General features: G+C 58.2%; 14 protein-coding genes and 2 pseudogenes. 5 read left to right on the top strand and 11 right to left on the bottom strand.

Annotated elements, in window-relative coordinates:
- Positions 1 to 25: 25 nt before the first annotated feature.
- Positions 26 to 1,051: an S-methyl-5-thioribose-1-phosphate isomerase gene (gene mtnA / locus ACSEMK_RS01635; RefSeq protein ID WP_430914391.1), complete on the bottom strand. Its 1,026-nt coding sequence runs from the start codon at positions 1,049 to 1,051 to the stop codon at positions 26 to 28.
- A gap of 104 nt (positions 1,052 to 1,155) precedes the next feature.
- Here mtnA and mtnK point away from each other — a divergent pair, with 104 nt between their 5' ends.
- On the top strand, positions 1,156 to 2,355 hold the full coding sequence (gene mtnK / locus ACSEMK_RS01630; RefSeq protein WP_395226561.1) for an S-methyl-5-thioribose kinase: 1,200 nt from the start codon (positions 1,156 to 1,158) through the stop codon (positions 2,353 to 2,355).
- 8 nt (positions 2,356 to 2,363) lie between these two features.
- Here the strand turns inward: mtnK and ACSEMK_RS01625 are convergent, their stop codons facing one another.
- The 3 genes from ACSEMK_RS01625 to ACSEMK_RS01615 are packed head-to-tail and all read right to left on the bottom strand — an operon-like array spanning position 2,364 to position 5,946.
- A complete protein-coding gene (locus ACSEMK_RS01625; RefSeq protein ID WP_430914392.1) occupies positions 2,364 to 3,428 on the bottom strand; it encodes a sugar ABC transporter substrate-binding protein in 1,065 nt (354 codons plus the stop codon).
- A 20-nt stretch (positions 3,429 to 3,448) separates the two neighbouring features.
- Complete coding sequence (locus ACSEMK_RS01620; protein WP_032714059.1) at positions 3,449 to 4,447, bottom strand: ABC transporter permease; 999 nt, start codon at positions 4,445 to 4,447, stop codon at positions 3,449 to 3,451.
- Positions 4,444 to 5,946 (bottom strand): sugar ABC transporter ATP-binding protein, encoded by a 1,503-nt coding sequence (locus tag ACSEMK_RS01615; RefSeq protein WP_430914393.1) that lies wholly within the window; start codon positions 5,944 to 5,946, stop codon positions 4,444 to 4,446. The genes ACSEMK_RS01620 and ACSEMK_RS01615 overlap by 4 nt, the downstream gene beginning before the upstream one ends.
- A gap of 197 nt (positions 5,947 to 6,143) precedes the next feature.
- Here ACSEMK_RS01615 and ACSEMK_RS01610 point away from each other — a divergent pair.
- Positions 6,144 to 6,254, top strand: a pseudogene (locus ACSEMK_RS01610) (hypothetical protein); the annotation flags it as partial.
- A pseudogene (locus ACSEMK_RS01605) lies at positions 6,224 to 6,349 on the top strand (helix-turn-helix domain-containing protein); the annotation flags it as partial. The pseudogenes ACSEMK_RS01610 and ACSEMK_RS01605, both read left to right, overlap by 31 nt.
- On the opposite strand, the gene ACSEMK_RS01600 reads toward ACSEMK_RS01605, so the two are convergent.
- The 7 genes from ACSEMK_RS01600 to entC all read right to left on the bottom strand — a co-directional run bounded on the left by ACSEMK_RS01600 (position 6,346) and on the right by entC (position 13,852).
- The gene (locus ACSEMK_RS01600) at positions 6,346 to 6,543 is read right to left on the bottom strand and encodes a YbdD/YjiX family protein (RefSeq protein WP_002893903.1); all 198 of its coding nucleotides are present in this window, start codon (positions 6,541 to 6,543) and stop codon (positions 6,346 to 6,348) included. The pseudogene ACSEMK_RS01605 and the gene ACSEMK_RS01600 sit on opposite strands and share 4 nt — an antisense overlap.
- Before the next feature lie 79 nt (positions 6,544 to 6,622).
- Positions 6,623 to 8,728, bottom strand: coding sequence for a pyruvate/proton symporter CstA (gene cstA / locus ACSEMK_RS01595; RefSeq protein WP_430914394.1), 2,106 nt, complete (start codon positions 8,726 to 8,728; stop codon positions 6,623 to 6,625).
- A gap of 297 nt (positions 8,729 to 9,025) precedes the next feature.
- The gene (gene entH, locus ACSEMK_RS01590) at positions 9,026 to 9,439 is read right to left on the bottom strand and encodes a proofreading thioesterase EntH (protein WP_316424405.1); all 414 of its coding nucleotides are present in this window, start codon (positions 9,437 to 9,439) and stop codon (positions 9,026 to 9,028) included.
- Complete coding sequence (gene entA / locus ACSEMK_RS01585; RefSeq protein WP_316424404.1) at positions 9,440 to 10,195, bottom strand: 2,3-dihydro-2,3-dihydroxybenzoate dehydrogenase EntA; 756 nt, start codon at positions 10,193 to 10,195, stop codon at positions 9,440 to 9,442.
- Positions 10,195 to 11,046 (bottom strand): enterobactin biosynthesis bifunctional isochorismatase/aryl carrier protein EntB, encoded by an 852-nt coding sequence (entB, locus tag ACSEMK_RS01580; RefSeq protein WP_015367768.1) that lies wholly within the window; start codon positions 11,044 to 11,046, stop codon positions 10,195 to 10,197. The genes entA and entB overlap by 1 nt, the downstream gene beginning before the upstream one ends.
- Positions 11,047 to 11,059: 13 nt before the next feature.
- On the bottom strand, positions 11,060 to 12,667 hold the full coding sequence (gene entE, locus ACSEMK_RS01575; protein ID WP_430914395.1) for a (2,3-dihydroxybenzoyl)adenylate synthase EntE: 1,608 nt from the start codon (positions 12,665 to 12,667) through the stop codon (positions 11,060 to 11,062).
- Positions 12,668 to 12,676: 9 nt separating this feature from the next.
- Positions 12,677 to 13,852 carry an isochorismate synthase EntC gene (entC, locus tag ACSEMK_RS01570; protein WP_430914396.1) on the bottom strand — a complete coding sequence of 392 codons (1,176 nt, stop codon included), beginning with the start codon at positions 13,850 to 13,852 and terminating at the stop codon, positions 12,677 to 12,679.
- 187 nt (positions 13,853 to 14,039) lie between these two features.
- On the opposite strand from entC, the gene fepB reads away from it, so the two are divergent.
- Both fepB and ACSEMK_RS01560 read left to right on the top strand, forming a co-directional pair.
- The gene (gene fepB, locus ACSEMK_RS01565; protein ID WP_113373833.1) at positions 14,040 to 14,999 is read left to right on the top strand and encodes a Fe2+-enterobactin ABC transporter substrate-binding protein; all 960 of its coding nucleotides are present in this window, start codon (positions 14,040 to 14,042) and stop codon (positions 14,997 to 14,999) included.
- A gap of 229 nt (positions 15,000 to 15,228) precedes the next feature.
- A complete protein-coding gene (locus ACSEMK_RS01560; RefSeq protein WP_430914397.1) occupies positions 15,229 to 17,355 on the top strand; it encodes a glycosyl hydrolase family 18 protein in 2,127 nt (708 codons plus the stop codon).
- The last annotated feature ends 16 nt before the right edge of the window (positions 17,356 to 17,371 follow it).

Below are 17,371 nucleotides of genomic sequence, written 5' to 3'. Positions count from 1 at the left end.
AATCGTTCCTTATCGATGTTAACCGTTACGCCAGCGGCGCAAATATACCGTCCGCCACCTGCTGTGGCGTGACCACGCCGCTATCCAGCACCCAACCGCTGATTAACGACGCTGGCGTCACATCAAAGGCAGGGTTGTAAACCGGCGCGTTTTCTGGCGCCCACTGTACGGCGCCAAAGCTGCCTTTTACGCCGGTCACCTCTTGCGCCGCACGCTGTTCAATCGGGATCGCCGCGCCGTTCGGGCAGTGGCGATCGAGAGTGGTTTGCGGCGCCGCCACGTAGAAAGGAATGCGATGATAGTGAGCCAGCACCGCCAGCGAATAGGTCCCAATTTTATTCGCCACGTCGCCGTTGGCGGCGATACGATCCGCACCGACCCATACCGCATCAACCTGCCCCTGCGCCATCAGGCTGGCGGCCATTGAGTCGGTAATAAGCTGATACGGCACGCCCAGCTCCCCCAATTCCCAGGCGGTCAGGCGCCCGCCCTGCAGCAGCGGCCGCGTCTCATCGACCCAGACGTTAACCACCTTGCCCTGTTCATGGGCCAAAGCGATAACCCCCAGCGCGGTGCCAACCCCCGCCGTCGCCAGACCACCGGTATTACAGTGGGTCAATAAACGGCTACCCGGCGTGACCAGCGCATTGCCAGCTTCGGCAATGCTGGCGCACAGCTGTTTATCTTCGGCAATCAGACGCAGCGCTTCAGTCTCCAGCGCCTGCGGATAGTCTTCCTGCGCCAGCGCCTGCTTCATACGATCGAGATTATTCATTAGATTGACCGCCGTCGGCCGCGCCGCGCGCAGGGTTTCCAGCGCCTGAGCGAGCTCGTCGCGGGATAAGCCGCGCTGCGCCAACAGCGCCAGCAACAGGCTGGCGGAGAGACCAATCAACGGTGCGCCGCGCACCCGCAAAGCATGAATATGGTCCACCAGCAGCGCAACGTTATCCGCCGCCAGCCAGCGTTTTTCCTGCGGCAATGCCTGTTGATCGAGAATAAAAAGCTGATTTTCGTTTACCCGCAGGCTGGTGGTCTGTAGTGTCTGCATATCGTTAAATCCCTGTTGCGTTGTTGTATCACATTGTGTCAGGATGAAATCCAGATGTATAGACGTCTGAACGGCTTAATTCAGCACTTTTGAGGATCGAGGCAATGTCGCAATACCATACCTTCACGGCCAGCGATGCGGTGGCTTACGCACAACAATTTGGCGGACTCGACGATCCGTCTGAGCTGGTGTCGGCGCAGGAGGTAGGCGACGGCAACCTCAATCTGGTGTTCAAAATTTTCGATGCTCAGGGCGTGAGCCGAATTATTGTTAAGCAGGCGCTGCCCTACGTGCGCTGCGTCGGCGAATCCTGGCCGCTGACACTGGACCGCGCGCGCCTCGAAGCGCAGACCCTGGTCGCCCACTATCAGCACAGCCCGCAGCATACGGTACAGATTCTTCATTTCGACCCCGCTCTGGCGGTGATGGTAATGGAAGACCTTTCCGACCACCGTATCTGGCGCGGCGAGCTTATCGGCAACGTCTACTATCCGCAGGCAGCAAGCCAGTTGGGCGAATATCTGGCGCAGACGCTGTTCCACACCAGCGATTTCTATCTCCATCCGCATGAGAAAAAAGCGCAGGTGGCGCAATTTATTAATCCGGAAATGTGCGAGATCACCGAGGATCTGTTTTTTAACGATCCGTATCAGATCCACGAGCGCAATAACTACCCGGCGGAGCTGGAAGAAGAGGTTGCCGCCCTGCGTGAGGACGCTCAGCTTAAACTGGCTGTCGCGGCGCTGAAGCACCGCTTTTTCTCACAGGCCGAAGCCCTGCTGCACGGCGATATTCATAGCGGCTCCATCTTCGTCGCTGAAAATAGCCTTAAAGCCATCGATGCCGAATTTGGCTATTTCGGCCCAATCGGTTTTGACGTCGGCACCGCCATTGGCAACTTGCTGCTTAACTACTGCGGTTTGCCCGGTCATCTCGGCATTCGCGATGCCGCCGCCGCGCGCGAACAGCGGCTCAACGATATTCAGACCTTGTGGCACACCTTTAGCGAGCGTTTCCAGGCGTTAGCGACGGAGAAAACCCGCGATACCGCGCTGGCCTGCCCCGGTTACGCCTCAGTATTCCTCAAAAAGGTTTGGTTCGATGCTATTGGATTCTGCGGAACCGAACTGATACGCCGCAGCGTCGGGCTTTCACACGTCGCCGATATCGATTCTATTCAGGACACGGCCATGCGCCACGAATGCCTGCGCCACGCAATTACGCTCGGCAAAGCGCTGATCGTCATCGCCGAACGTATCGATAGCGTGGACGAACTTATCGCCCGCGTGCGTCAGTACAGCTAAACGCGTGATTATTTATGTTGGGCTTCCAGGGTGGCAAACCACGGGGCAATAAAATCTTCGGTCTGCCCCCAGCCTGGGATTATTTTCCCCAGCGACGCCACGTTGACCGCCCCAGGCTGTGCCGCCAGCAGCGCCTGCGGGATCGCCGCCGCTTTGAAATCGTAGGTAGCCGGGGTGCTTTCTCCGGCAATCTTATTGGCAATCAAGCGCACGTTGGTGGCGCCGATGAGTTTCGGGTCGACCGCCACGCTAACCTTCCACGAACTACCGGCTTCCCGCATCAGCTGTAAATCCTGATTGGAAATATCGATGCTGTAGAGTTTGATTTCGCTGCGTCCGTTTTCTTTCAGCGCCTTATAGGCCCCCTGGCTAAAGGCATCCCAGGTGCCCCAGATGGCGTCGATTTTCCCTTTCGGATACTTGGCCAGAATCGCGCCGACTTTGTTAGCGGTGTCACCCTGCACGTCGGATGAAACGGCGCCGATAGATTCCAGCTCTTTAATCCCCGGATTTTGTTTAAGCAGCGTCTGGTAGGCCGCCTGCCGGCGTTCCATTGGCGGGAAGCCTGCCACCCACAGCTTGATAATGTTGGCCTTGCCGTTGAAATCTTTCACCAGTTGGCCAAAAGAGAGCTCGGTCAACGAGGCGTCATCCTGCTGGCTAACCGTCACGCCGGGGATGGCTCCCTGCACCGCGGTATCGAACACCGCGACTTTGATCCCGGCATCGACCGCCTTTTTCACCAGCGCGGTCGAGTACGGGTCGCGCCCCTGGGAAAGAATAATACCGTCATATTTCTGGCTAATGGCCTGATTGACGAAGTCCTGGAATTTGGCGTCATCACCGTTGCTCAGGAAGGCGCTAACTTTAAAACCGAGCTTTTTACCTTCCTGAATCGCCCCGGCGACAAACTGGGTAGTGTTATCGTCAGAACCGAGATTGCGAATCACCGCGATGCGGATCGGGCCGTTATGCTCAGCGATCGCCGCCGGAACCGGCGTCGGGGTCTGCGCCAGCGCTGCCATCGACTGCAGCAGGCCCAGCGCCATAAGAGAAAGTGCTATCTTTTTCATTTTGTTTACCCTGTAAAGTGTTAGGTCCGGCGCTGAAAATAGGTCAGTGCCAGCGCGCCAGCCAGCACCAGCCCTTTAATAATGTCCATCGCGTAATAGGGCACCGACAGCATCACCAGGCCATTGGAAAGCACGCCGAGGATCACCGCACCCACCAATGTACCCAGCGCATTCGGCTTGCCGGAGCCCGCTAGCGAAAAGCCGATCCACGCCGCCGCGACCGCATCCATCAGGTAACCGCCCCCGGCGTTCACCTGGGAAGAACCAATCCTAGATGCCAGCAGAATGCCGCCCAGCCCGGCCAACAGCGAGGCAATCACGTAGGCCGCCACTTTATAGCGCGTGATCCGCAGGCCGGAGAGTCGCGCCGCCTCCGGGTTGCCGCCGATGGCGTACATCCGCCGCCCATGGGTGGTGAACGACAGCGCCAGCTGCGCGATTAGCGTTACCACCAGCATGATAATGACGATGGTCGGTACCTGCCCCAGCGCGCCAAACGCAGCCGGGATCGTACCTTCGGCCATCTCGCCGCTCGGCAGCACCATATTTTCGGTGATCGAGCCGCCGTAGCTGTAGGTCATCGCCACGCCCTGAATCACAAACAGGCTGGCAAGCGTGGCGAGCATGTCAGGAATGCGCAGCACTACGATCAGAAACGCGTTGAATAACCCCACCAGCGTACAGAGCGCGAGGGTGATCAGAATGGCTTCAGTGGTGTTCAGGCCGTGCCAGACAAACAACGAAATCACTAACGCATTCGCCAGCGACGCCGTCGACCCCACCGACAGATCAAAGCCGCCGATGGTGAGCGAAATCGACACCCCAATGGCAATCACCGTCACAATAGCGATGGAGCGCAGAATGTTGATGATGTTAAACGGGTCAAGAAAGTTATCCGAGGCTAAACCAAAGACGCCAACCAGCAGTACCACTGTCAGCAACATGCCCCATTTATAGAGAAAATCGAAAAACCGCTGACGGCCCGATACCGTCGCGTTGACTGCCAGGGCCTTACTCACGCTGCCGCTCCTCCGGTGGAGTAATAAAGAATCGTCTCCTCCCGCGCCTCGGCGCCGGGAATTTCCGCCACAATGCGCCCATCCCACAGCACGCAGATGCGATCGCACAGGCCTACCAGCTCGGAAAATTCGCCGGAGGCGTAAATCACGCCCCGGCCTTCCCGCGCCAGGCCATCAATCAACTGAAACAGATCGGTTTTCGCTTTCACGTCCACCCCTTTCGTCGGCTCGTCGAAAATCAGCACGTTTGCACCGCTGCGCAGCCATTTGCCGATGGCCACTTTTTGCTGATTACCGCCGGAGAGGCGGCGCAGCGTCTGCCCCGGCCCGGTGGCGCGCACGCCGATACGGGCAATAACCTCCTGCGCCCACCGCCACGCCTGCCGATGGCCGAACAGGCTCCAGCGCGAAAAGCTGTTATCGGCGCTGACCGCCAGATTCATGGCGATCGCCTCATCGATGAATATCCCCTCTTTGCGCCGCTCTTCCGGCACCAGCGCTAGCCCCTGGAGGACGGAATCGCCCGGATCGCGCGGCCGCCACGGCTGGCCGTTTAGTTCGCCGTAGCGCACCCGGCTTTTACTGGCGCCGAATAAGGCTTTGCAAAGTTCAGTTTTCCCCGCGCCCGCTAAGCCGGCGATACCGAGAATTTCGCCCTTATGCAGACGTAGCGAGATATCCTGCAACAGCGCTTCGTCATGCAAACCGTCAACCTGCAGCAGCACCTCTTCGCCATGCGGCGGACGCGCAGGCGGAAAAATATCGCTCAACTCGTGGCCGAGCATTTTTTCGACGATCTGCTCGCCGCTGAGCTCGGCCATCGGGCCGCTTTCGATTAAACGGCCATCGCGCAGTACCGTCAGGGTGTCGCAAATCGCTTTTAGTTCATGAATACGATGCGAAATAAAGACCACGCCGATCCCCTGCTGCTGCAGACGACGAACTACCGCAAATAAGCGTTCGCTTTCGTGCTGATCCAACGGCGCGGTGGGTTCATCAAGAATCAAAAAGCGGCAATGGTGCGACAGTGCGCGAGCCAGCAGAATTTGCTGTTTTTCGGCAAGGGTACAGCTATCGATTGAACGTCGAACATCCAGCGCAATATCAAGCTGCGCCAGCGCTTCGCGCGCCTGCTGACGCACCCGCGACCAGCGAAAAACCGCACCCGGTTCAGCCAGCCTGTCCAGCATGATGTTTTCAGCAATGCTCAGCCCCGGAACCAGCGCAACATCCACCTCCTGCTGTACCAGATGGATGCCCAGTTGCTTTGCATCGCGCGGCGAACGAATGCTAACCGGCTGGTTATTGATCGCGACTTCGCCTTCGTAATCGGCGTGCGTCCCGCACAACACCGCCATCAGCGTCGATTTGCCAGCGCCGTTGGCGCCGGTCAGCGCATGCACCGTTCCGCCCTTAAGGGTAAAATTCACCTTGCTCAGCGCCTGAAAGCCGGAAAAGGCCAGGCTAATGTTATGCATCTCAAGGCGATTCACGCTCATCACCCTCCCCAGGGCAATTAATATTCTGATTTAACGAATTTTTCACAGCTGCCGATGCCTGACAACTGCGTAAAAAGCATAAGATAAAACCAAATAATATTAGCCATCTGGATGTCCAGATATGAGCGGGCTTACAGTGGAGGTACGGAGGAAGATTGTCTGGTCAAAAACGGCAGATAAGCAATTTTCTAAAATCGATAGTGGCGGTTAAACGCCGAACCACCACCACCTACCTTCATGAGGAACATACCGAATATGACTATTCAGTACATCAAGGAAGTCCGCGGTGTCACAGCTGGAAGCGCTGAACTCCCATCCGCAGAAGCGAACCCGCGAAAAACTGGCGGCGATTTACGGCTGTACCCAGGAGCAAATCAGCCTTTATTTACCGAAAGAAGGCTAGCAGCACTTTGCCCCGCCCTTACCGCCGTAGCGTGCGTCCTGGCGCTCGCGGAAGAATTCTTCATAGGTCATCGGCGTCTGGTCCGGATGCGTGATCCGCATGTGTTCGACGTAGTTGTCGTAATCCGGCACGCCGATCATCATCTTCGCCGCCTGGCCTAAATATTTTCCTGCTTTTGAAAGGGTGTCGAACATAATGAGTTTCTCGCTTATTCCCCTCACCCCAGCCCTCTCCCACAGGGAGAGGGAGGAGAAGAAAGGTAGGCCAAACAGGTTAATGCGCGCGCTTCGCCTGCGCCGTTAAGGTCTGCGCATCCGCGGGCATCGCTTCATACGGCGTCTCTTTCGCCGTCGGTTTATCCTCTTTCAGCGCCGCCAGCGCGGTTTTAATCGAGAACAGCGCCAGAACCACCACCACAATCATAAAGAAGATAGTCAGCCCGGCATCGAGACGGTTATTAAACACCAGCTGCGCCAGCTGCGATTCCGTATACTGCGGCGGAATGGCGCCGCTGTCGATCATCGCCTGGAATTTATTGGCGATGGCCAGGAAACCGACTTTGGTATCCGGGCTAAACGATTTCTGCCAGCCGGCAGTCAGCGTACAAATCAGCAGCCAGCTTGTCGGCAGCAGCGCCACCCACGCATAGCGCTGGCGTTTCATCTTGAACAGTACCACCGCGCACAGCATCAGCGCCATTCCCGCCAGCATCTGGTTGGCGATACCGAACAGCGGCCACAGGGTATTGATGCCGCCCAGCGGGTCAACCACCCCCTGATGCAGGAAGTAGCCCCACGCCAGGACGCACAGCGCGGTCGCCAGCAGGTTAGCCGGAAGCGAGCTGGTTTTTTTCAACCCGGGGCTAATCACGCCCAGCAGATCCTGCAGCATGAATCGCGCCGCGCGGGTGCCGGCATCAACCGCCGTCAGGATAAACAGCGCCTCAAACAGAATGGCGAAGTGGTACCAGAAAGAGACATCCATCAGCCCGCCCAGCGAGCCGTGCAGAATGTAAGCCATCCCCACCGCCAGCGTCGGCGCGCCGCCGGCGCGTGAAATAATCGACTGTTCGCCGACCTCATGGGCTATTTGATTCAGCGTATCCGGGGTAATGCTAAAGCCCCAGCCGCTCACTACCTGCGCCGCCGAGGCCACGACGTCAGTCGTCCCCGCCGGCGCCAGCACCGCCATCGGGCCGTTCATCGCGAAGTAGACGCCCGGGTCGATAATACAGGCCGCCACCAGCGCCATAATCGCCACGAAGGATTCCATCAACATGCCGCCGTAGCCGATAAAGCAGGCCTGGCCTTCGTTGGCTAACATCTTCGGCGTGGTGCCGGAGGAGATCAGCGCGTGGAAACCAGAAACCGCGCCGCAGGCGATGGTGATAAACAGGAACGGGAACAGGTTGCCGGTCCAGACCGGGCCGGTACCGTCGACGAACTTCGTCAGCGCCGGCATAGTCAGCGTCGGGCGCATAATCAGGATGCCAATCGCCAGCCCAACGATGGTGCCGATTTTCAGGAACGTGGAGAGATAGTCGCGCGGCGCCAGCAGTAGCCAGACCGGCAGTACCGCGGCAACAAAGCCGTAACCCACCAGAATCCACGTCAGCTGTACGCCGGTATAATCAAACCACGGCGCCCAGGTCGGGCTTTCCGCCACCCAGCCGCCGGAAATAATCGCGAACACCAGCATCACCAGGCCTATCACCGACACCTCGCCGATGCGCCCCGGGCGCAGGTATCGAATATAGATGCCCATAAAGATCGCCAGCGGGATGGTAAAGGCGACGGTGTATGTCCCCCATGGACTGTGGGTCAATGCTTTCACCACGATCATCGCCAGTACCGCGAGGATGATCACCATGATCATAAAACAGGCCACCAGCGCCAGTACGCCAGCGGTCGGCCCCATCTCCTCTTTAACCAGTTCGCCAAGCGAACGGCCATCGCGACGGGTCGAAACAAACAGCACCATAAAGTCCTGCACGGCGCCGGCCAGCACCACGCCGGCGAGGATCCAGATCATCCCCGGCAGGTAGCCCATCTGCGCGGCAAGCACCGGGCCAACCAGCGGCCCTGCGCCGGCAATCGCGGCAAAATGGTGACCGAACAGCACTTTTTTGTCGGTCGGAACATAATCGAGACCGTCGTTATGTCGTACCGCCGGCGTCATCCGCGTTGGGTCAACGCCGAGGACGGTTTTGGCGATATACAGGCCGTAGAAACGATACGCGATCAGATAAACGCAGACCGCCGCGACGACAATCCACAGCGCGTTTATCTGCTCACCCCGGTTTAGGGCGATATAGCCGAGGGCAAAGGCTCCGATTACGGAGAGCAGTGTCCAGATAAGGTATTTCCCTGAATTATTCATTGTTGTGGTCCACCGGTAGGGTAATCAGGATGTTACAGTTTGTTTCTAGAACACAACGCAGAATTTAACAACTTCGAAACAGCGCAGATGCCATGCCGCGGCGGAGATTTGTCTCACATTGCTAGCGGGATCACTTAAGACAGGAAAATTAATGAAAGGATTGCCGTGAACGGTGCCGTTTTTTTGTCGGGTGGCGGCCTCAAAACCCCCGGTGGCGCTACCGCTTACCGGGGCTACAGCTCTGTGCGATTTGGTAGCCCGGCTCAGCGCAGCGCAAGCCGGGGAAATAGCGGCGTCTTAGCCAAGCACCGCGGTACCCAGACGACAGGTGCAGCAGCGCCGCCCTTTATCGTCATACACTACAATTTCCCAGCTCTGACTCTGGCGGCCAAGGTGCAGCGGTCGGCATTCACCGCGCACTTTACCGCTGGAGACCGGACGATGGTGGGTAGCGTTAAGCTCGGTGCCCACCACGCACTGCCCATCCTCCGTCATCAGCCAACCGGCCATCGAGCCCAGCGTCTCCGCCAGCGCCGCGGAAGCGCCGCCGTGCAGCAGGCCAAACGGCTGATGCGTGCGCGCATCCACCGGCATCTCCGCCTCCAGTAGCCCCTCTTCCAGCCGGGTGTAGACGATGCCAAGATGCGCCACCATGGTGTTTTCGCTGCTGGCGTTCAGCGCCGCAAGCGTGAGCTCTCGTTTCCAGGCCATCTACGCCCCCAGCGTCGAGCCGCCATCGACCACAATATCCTGCAGCGTGATATGGCTGGCGTGAGAAGAGGCGAGGAACAAAATGGTATTGGCGATCTCCTGCGGACGGGCGATTTTGCCCAGCGGGATCCCAAGCTTAAACTGCTCGCCAAATCCGCGGATCCGCTGCTGTTCAGCATCTTCATTGACCCACAGGGTACGTTGCATATCGGTGTCGGTGGAGCCCGGCGATACCAGATTACAACGCACGCCGCTGCCTGCCAGCTCAAGCCCGACGGTCAACGCCAGGCTTTTCAGCGCCGCTTTCGAGGCGCCATAGGCGCTCATGCCGATACGCGGCGTATGCGCGGCATCGGAGGCGACGGTGACGATCGCCCCGCCCTGCTGACGGCGGAACTGCGCCATCGTCTGCTGAAACAGATTAAACGCGCCGCCGACGTTCACCGCGAAGGTCTGCTGCCAGTCCTCCGCGCTCAATTGATCGGTCTCCCCCATGCGCAGGATCCCGGCCGCATTCACCAGCACGTCCAGTCGTTCGATATCGTTGAGCAGACGCGCGCAAACGTCGCGTACCTGGTCGGCATCGGCGACGTCGAGCATTTCGGTGGCAAACGGGTAGCTTTCGCCGTCAAAGGCAAGGTCGAAACCGGTGACGTTGGCCCCGGCCTCGACGAAAGCCAGCGCGGTGGCATAGCCAATGCCTTTACCTGCGCCGGTCACCCACACGGTCTGGCCGTGAAAATCCAGAGCCGCCATTATTTCACCTCGCGGGAAAGAAGAGCCCACCAGGCGTCGATGGTCGGGTTTTTCGCCAGCATCACGAAGTCGATATCGCCGTGCACTTTGCGCCAGCGGGCGGCCAGCGCCATCATACGCACCGAATCCAGCCCGTAGTCGATCAGGTTTTCATCATCCAGCGGTTCGTCGGATTCGTCGAGCAGCGGCAGAATTAGTGCGCGCAGGGCCGCTTTGGAGGCTGGCAGCGGCAGCAGTTCTTCGGTCATCACCACCCGTCCGGAACGGCCGGCGACGTATTTCAGCGCCATCAAATGCTCTTCGCGGCTGAAGTCCGCCAGCGCATCGGCGACAAAGAACGGTTTGATATCGCGCATAAAAGCGTCGGTGGCGGTAGTCATGCAGCCGATATGGGCGTAAACGCCGGTGATGATCAGCTGGTCGCGGCCGGTCTCTTTCAGCATTTCTTCAAGCGGCGAGCGATGAAACGCGCTGTAGCGCCATTTCACCAACACCGTATCCTGTTCATCCGGCGCCAGCGCGGCAATCACCTGTTGCTGTTCCGGCGAGCGAGTCAACCCCGGCCCCCACATATCATTCAGCAGGGCGCGGTCTTCATCGCTCTGCTCTTTCGGCTGGGCGGTGTAGTACACCGGAATACCGTTTTGTTTGCAGAAGTCGCGCAGGGCGGCGATATTGGCCACCACTTTTTCCATCATCGCGCTGTTTTCGCCCCAGAAATTGAGGAAATACTCCTGCATGTCGTGGATCAGCAGCGCGGCGCGCGACGGCTCAAAGGCCCAGTTAACTTTGTTCGCCGGAATATCGCTGGCTTCCGGCAGCGCATAAGCCTGTAATTTAGGGATTGCCATTTTCTGTTCTCCTTCAGCCCAGCTTGCCTTCGGCCAGCCACTGACGTAATTGTTTTTTATCGACTTTGCCCACCGGCGTCAGCGGCAGCGCGGCAACGCACTCCACGCGATCCGGCAATTTAAATTCAGCCACGCCCTGCTCGCGCAGGAAGCGGCGCACCGCGACGGCGCGCAGCGGCGATGTCACCACCAGATAAGCGCAGCTCTTCTCGCCCAGCAGATTGTCCTCAATGCTGACCAGCGCAGCGTGGATCACCGCCTCATGGCGCAGCAGCAGGTTTTCTATCTCTTCAGCGGCGATCTTCTCGCCGCCGCGGTTGATCTGATCTTTTTCCCGCCCCTGGACGGTGATATAGCCATCTTCATCGATCGAAATCAGATCGCCGGAGCAGTAAAATCCATCGGCATCAAAGGCTTCCGCGTTATGCTGCGGACTGTTGTAGTAGCCGCGGAAGGTATAAGGCCCACGGGTCATCAGACGGCCAACTTCGCCGCGCGGCAGCGGGTTGCCGTCGGCATCCGCCACCCACACTTCGTCGTCAGGGCACATCGGGCAACCCTGGGTGTTGATAATCCGCTGCGGGCTATCGTTTAGGCGGGTGTAGTTAACCAGCCCCTCCGCCATGCCGAACACCTGCTGCAGCTGGCAGCCGATTTCCGCCGGAATGCGCGCGGCGAGCGTCGCGGACAGGCGCGCTCCGCCAACCTGCAATAACTGCAGCGATTGCAGTTGCGCGTTGCTGCCCCATTCATGAATAGCCTGCAACCACAGGCTGACCGCCGGCGGCACCAGCGACGCGACGTTAATCTGATGTTTTTCAATCAGCGGGAAACAGAGCGTGGCGCTCGGGTCGGCGGCGAGGATCACCCGGCCGCCGGCGAGGAAGACGCCCAGTGAGCCCGGCGAGCTCATCGCATAGTTGTGCGCCGCCGGCAGCGCGTTGAGATAGCGCGTATCGGCGTTAATACCGCAGATCTCGTTGCTGCGGCGGATACTGTAATCGTAATCGTTATGGGTACGCGGGATAAGCTTCGGCGTCCCGGTGCTGCCGCCAGAGAGCTGGAAAAAAGCCACTTCGTCAGCCGGCGTCGGATTGGCGACAAAGTTATCCGCCGTGCGGTTAATTTCCGTTGCCAGGTCGCGCTCGCCGCCATCGTTACGCAGTAGCGCGACGCGCAGCGAAGGATGCTCAGCGATAAAACTATTAAGGAAACTATCGTCAGCAAACAGCGCGTGTTCGCGGTCGGCAATCAGCAGCGAGGGTTTAATCTGCGCGGCGTAGGCGTTGAGTTCGCTACGCTGGTGGCTAAACAAGGCGTTAACCGGAGCGACGCCGATGCGCAGCAGCGCAAAGAAGGTAATGTAGAACTCGGCGACGTTACCAAGCTGCACCAGCGCGGTTTCTCCGCGCTTAAGCCCCTGATGCTGCAGGGAAGACGCGAGGTTATCCACCAGCAGGTTAAACTGGCGGAAGCTAATCTGCCGCTCTCCGTCGATAATCGCCACGGCGTCATTTTCCGCATGACGAGTAATCAGATTGGTTAACGGCAGATCCTGCCAGTAGCCTTTTTGACGATAGCGGGCCGCAAACTCTTCCGGCCAACGGGTAAATGCAATCATCCTTGCCTCTTAATTCAAGCCAAATACGTTAAGCATGGTGGTGAGTTTGACGCCGGTTTCGCGCCATTCGCCCAGCGGCGAGGAGGCCGGGACGATCCCCGCGCCGGCAAACAGGCGCAGCGAGCGTTGATGTAGGCGCGCACAGCGGATGGTCACTACCCATTCGCCGTTGCCTTCGTCATCGCACCAGCCGACAATGCCGCCAAACAGCTGGCGATCGAACGGTTCGAGCTCGGCAATCAGGCGCTTCGCCACCTGGTGCGGGAAACCGCTCAGCGCCGGGGTCGGGTGCAGCAGGCAGGCCAGCGACATGGCGTTTTCTTCCGCCAGCGCCGTACCTTCGATCGGCGTCGCCAGGTGCCATAAGGTTGGCGTGGTAATCAACTGCGGTGATTCCGGCAGCGACAGCTGGCTACTGCGCGGGCCAAGCACGCTCTTCATCGCCTGGGTCACCAGCTCGTGCTCATGGCGATCTTTACCGGAGGCCAGCAATTTATTGCCTGCTTCGCGGTCCAGCACGTCGTCAGGCTGGCGGCGGGCAGAGCCGGCCAGCGGCAGCGAACTGAAATGCAGCCCTTCTTTACGCAACAGGAGTTCCGGGCTGGCGCCCAGCAGTACCCCGCCGTCTGACAGCGGGACATGGAAATTAAAGCTCGCCGGGTTCTGGGCAATCAGCCGCTCCAGCAGCGCGCCGCTATCGACCCGGTCGCGGGTAGTGATATCAATCAGCCTTGAGAGCACCACTTTGTCGACTTCCGGAGTCGCCGTCAGCGCGGCGGCACGTTCCACCATCGCCAAAAACTCGTCCTGTTCCGGGATCTCCTGACGATCGACAACATCCATCGCCTTGAGCGGCGCCGCGTAACGCGCGGACTGCTGTTTGTCGGTACGGGAGAAGGTTTCCCAGCGTTCGGGGATATAGAGCTCGGAAGGCTGATTGGTGTCGAACGGAATCGCCCCGACCAGTACCGGCTTGCGGATCCCCGCCGCGCGGGCTTCGGCAAAAGCGGCCGCCATTTTCTGCTGGAACTCGCCGTTCAGTGAATCACCGCCGACGGCAGGTTGGGAAAAACGGCTAAAACAGCCGGTGGTGCTGAAGCTGCGGTACGGCGACATAAAGAAGAAGCTTTGCGGCGACAGGGTCTGCGTTTTTTCCTGTACATCCTCAGCCAGTGACGTTTCCATATCATCCTCCAAAAACGATAAAGATATTAAGAATAATTATCATTTATATTTTTGTTGGCTAACCTAAAAGGTATTGCTCTCCTTGTCAACCGCACAAACAGCAGGTTATGCGACTTAAACTTGCATCCAGGCAACACAATGTTGAAAATGAGACGTATTTACTACAACTGACTCAGGATGCGAATTCGTGAATTTTGCCACTTTTTGCCGTCGTACTTTACTCGCCAGCGGGCTGTGCCTTTTAGGAATTACCTCAGCGCTGGCGGCGGACTGGCCGCGTCAGATCGCCGATAGCCGCGGCACCCATACGCTGGAAAGCCAGCCGCTGCGCATAGTCTCAACCAGCGTTACCCTCACCGGCTCGCTGCTGGCTATTGATGCGCCGGTGGTGGCCAGCGGCGCAACCACGCCGAATAACCGCGTGGCAGACGCGCAGGGCTTTCTGCGCCAGTGGGGCGATGTCGCGAAAAAGCGCAAACTGGCGCGACTGTATATTGGCGAACCCAGCGCCGAAGCGGTGGCGGCGCAGATGCCGGATCTGATCCTGATTAGCGCCACCGGCGGCGATTCCGCTCTCGCCCTGTACGACCAGCTTTCGACTATCGCGCCGACGCTTGTCATCAACTACGACGATAAAAGCTGGCAGACGCTGCTTACCCAATTAGGGCATATTACCGGTCACGAAAAGCAGGCGGATGCGCGCATTGCCGAGTTCAATAAACAGCTCGTTTCGTTAAAAGAGAAACTGAAGTTGCCGCCGCAGCCGGTCACCGCGCTGGTTTATACCGCCGCGGCGCATAGCGCCAATATCTGGACGCCGGAATCAGCGCAGGGTCAGATGCTGGAACAGTTAGGCTTTAAGCTGGCGGCGCTGCCGGGCGGCCTTCACGCCAGCCAGAGCCAGGGTAAGCGTCACGACATCGTGCAGTTGGGCGGCGAGAATCTGGCGGCGGGTATCAACGGCGAAAGCCTGTTCCTGTTCGCCGGCGACCAGAAAGACGCTGAGGCCATTTACGCTAACCCGCTGCTGGCGCACCTGCCGTCGGTTGCTGCGAAGCGCGTTTATCCGCTGGGTACCGAAACCTTCCGTCTTGACTACTACAGCGCCATGCTGGTCCTGCAGCGTTTATCCGCGCTCTTTGCCTGAGTCTCCCTTCCCGGCGCCAGGCGCCGGGATCTCATTTCATCTCATCAAACACATCATCTATCTGTTACAAAAGACTTTTTACTCCTTTTCCTCTTTGATTTCTCATCCATTCCTCATGCGAAACATCATCATTCGAGGTGTTGTTTTGTGATTAGCCATCGTCGCCGCCTTCCCCGAATATCTGCCCCACACCACTTGAGGTGGACATTCAACTCAGAAGGAACTTACCGTGACCACTAGCAAATTGATCAAGGGCGATACCCTGACCGAAACCAGCAACGCAGCAGATGGTTTTAACCCGGCAACTGAAGTCAGCAACTACAGCTACACGTCAGACCGCGTCGCCAAACCGGTCTATAACAAATACAAAAGCGCAACCACCAAACCAAAGGTATTCGGCTACTACACCGACTGGTCTCAGTATGATGGTCGCCTGCAGGGCAGCGATGCGAAAGATAACCGCGGCCGCGGCTACGACCTGACCAACGTCTCACCGACCGCTTACGATAAAATCATCGTTGGCTTCGTCGGCGTGACCGGCTTCCATAAAGTGGATGGTCTGTATCGCGATGTGGTGGCCGAAGGCGCCGAGCAGTGCGGCAAAGTCAAATATGAACCGACCTTCCTCGACCCGTGGGGCGACTTCCAGTCTTACGTTAACGTTGGCCACAGCGTCAGCGGCTGGGACGTCGATCCGAAAACCGTAACCCAGACGAACACTAAAGGCCTGCTCGGCGGCCTGCGCGACCTGCAGGCGAAAGCCAAACAGCAGGGCCACAACCTGGTGCTGTCCATGAGCATCGGCGGCTGGACCATGAGTAACGGCTTCCATGAAACCGCAGCGTCTGATTCCGCACGTAAAACCTTCTCTAAAGGCGTGGTGAAGCTGTTCAAACAGTTCCCGATGTTCAGCGAAGTGGATATCGACTGGGAGTACCCGAACGCTGAAGGCGCCGGTAACCCTTATGGCCCGGAAGATGGCGATAACTACGCCCTGCTCATTGCCGAACTGCGTAAGCAGCTGGATTCCGCCGGCCTGAGCGATGTCAAAATCTCTATCGCCAGTTCGGCGGTGGTGAAGACTTTCGATTATTCCAACGTCAAAGCGCTGCTCAGCGCCGGTCTGTACGGCATCAACCTGATGACCTATGACTTCTTCGGCACCCCGTGGGCCGAAAGCATTGCTCACCACAGCAACCTGAACGCCATTGAACAAGGCGGCTGGGCGGTTAACACCATCGTTGAACATCTGCTGGCGGAAGGTTTCCCCGCTGAACGTATCAACATCGGTTACGCCGGTTATACCCGTAACGGCCGCAACGCCGAGCTGGAGTCGCTGTCTCCGCTGAAAGGTACCTATAACCCGGGTAACGGCACCACCGTCGGTACCTTTGAATCGGGTACCACCGAATGGTATGACGTCATTTATAACTACCTGGACCTGGAAAACCAGAAAGGGCGTAACGGCTTTAACGTTTATACCGACCAGGTGGCTGACGCTGACTACCTCTACAACCCGGAATCCAAACTGTTTATGTCGCTGGATACGCCGCGCACCGTGAAAGCCAAAGGCGAATACGCGGCGAAGCTGGGTCTGGGCGGCATGTTCACCTGGACTATCGACCAGGACAACGGCGTGCTGGTTAACGCCGCCCGTGAAGGTCTGGGATATGAAATCGCTTCTGAAGTTATCGATATGGACCCGTTCTATTTCGAAGGCATCAACGTTGCGCCAGCTGATGAACAAGAGGAAGAAGATACAGACCAGACTGAACCGACGGTAAACCATGCGCCAGAGGCGGCGATTGAGATGATGGTCGTAGGCGGCTCCCGCGTTCGTCTGTCCGGGGAAAAGTCGTCTGATGAAGATAGCGACGAGCTGAGCTACAGCTGGGGCGTGCCGGCAGCGATTGATATTGCGGATAAAACCGCTGCGGTTATTGAGTTCGATGTACCGGAAGTCACCGCGGATACCGAGTTTACCTTTACCCTGTTCGTTCGCGATACCTGGGGCGAACCGTCAACCCAGCAGCGCTTTATCCTCTCCGTCGTCGTGGCTTCCGGAAACGGTCAGAGTGATGACAAGCCAGCCGATGAGCCGGCAGATGAACCTGCTGACGAAGAAAAAGAGACTGATGACACCACGCCTGCGCAGGATGATGACGTGGTACCGTCCGACGACGCTACGCCTTACCCGCTGTGGGATGCTAAAACCGTTTATGGCGGCAACTGGGGTACCTTTGAAACCGTGAGCTGGAAAGGTCACAACTATCAGGTGAAATGGTGGTCTCAGGGCAACCAGCCTGACCTGTACTGCGGCCAGTTCGACGTCTGGAAAGACCTCGGCGCATACTAAGTGTTATAAGTGAAGC

This window comes from Klebsiella sp. K-3 (genome assembly GCF_051207495.1).
GTDB classification, from domain to species: Bacteria; Pseudomonadota; Gammaproteobacteria; order Enterobacterales; family Enterobacteriaceae; genus Klebsiella; species Klebsiella aerogenes.
This window is presented reverse-complemented; position numbering and strand designations above follow the sequence as displayed.

Coding starts and splice junctions, on each gene's coding strand:
- mtnK (WP_395226561.1), top strand. CDS start 1,156: ATGTCGCAATACCATACCTTCACGGCCAGCGATGCGGTGGCTTACGCA.
- entE (WP_430914395.1), bottom strand. CDS start 12,667: ATGATTGCATTTACCCGTTGGCCGGAAGAGTTTGCGGCCCGCTATCGT.
- entH (WP_316424405.1), bottom strand. CDS start 9,439: ATGGCCTGGAAACGAGAGCTCACGCTTGCGGCGCTGAACGCCAGCAGC.
- entC (WP_430914396.1), bottom strand. CDS start 13,852: ATGGAAACGTCACTGGCTGAGGATGTACAGGAAAAAACGCAGACCCTG.
- ACSEMK_RS01615 (WP_430914393.1), bottom strand. CDS start 5,946: ATGAGCGTGAATCGCCTTGAGATGCATAACATTAGCCTGGCCTTTTCC.
- entB (WP_015367768.1), bottom strand. CDS start 11,046: ATGGCAATCCCTAAATTACAGGCTTATGCGCTGCCGGAAGCCAGCGAT.
- ACSEMK_RS01600 (WP_002893903.1), bottom strand. CDS start 6,543: ATGTTCGACACCCTTTCAAAAGCAGGAAAATATTTAGGCCAGGCGGCG.
- cstA (WP_430914394.1), bottom strand. CDS start 8,728: ATGAATAATTCAGGGAAATACCTTATCTGGACACTGCTCTCCGTAATC.
- mtnA (WP_430914391.1), bottom strand. CDS start 1,051: ATGCAGACACTACAGACCACCAGCCTGCGGGTAAACGAAAATCAGCTT.
- entA (WP_316424404.1), bottom strand. CDS start 10,195: ATGGCGGCTCTGGATTTTCACGGCCAGACCGTGTGGGTGACCGGCGCA.
- ACSEMK_RS01625 (WP_430914392.1), bottom strand. CDS start 3,428: ATGAAAAAGATAGCACTTTCTCTTATGGCGCTGGGCCTGCTGCAGTCG.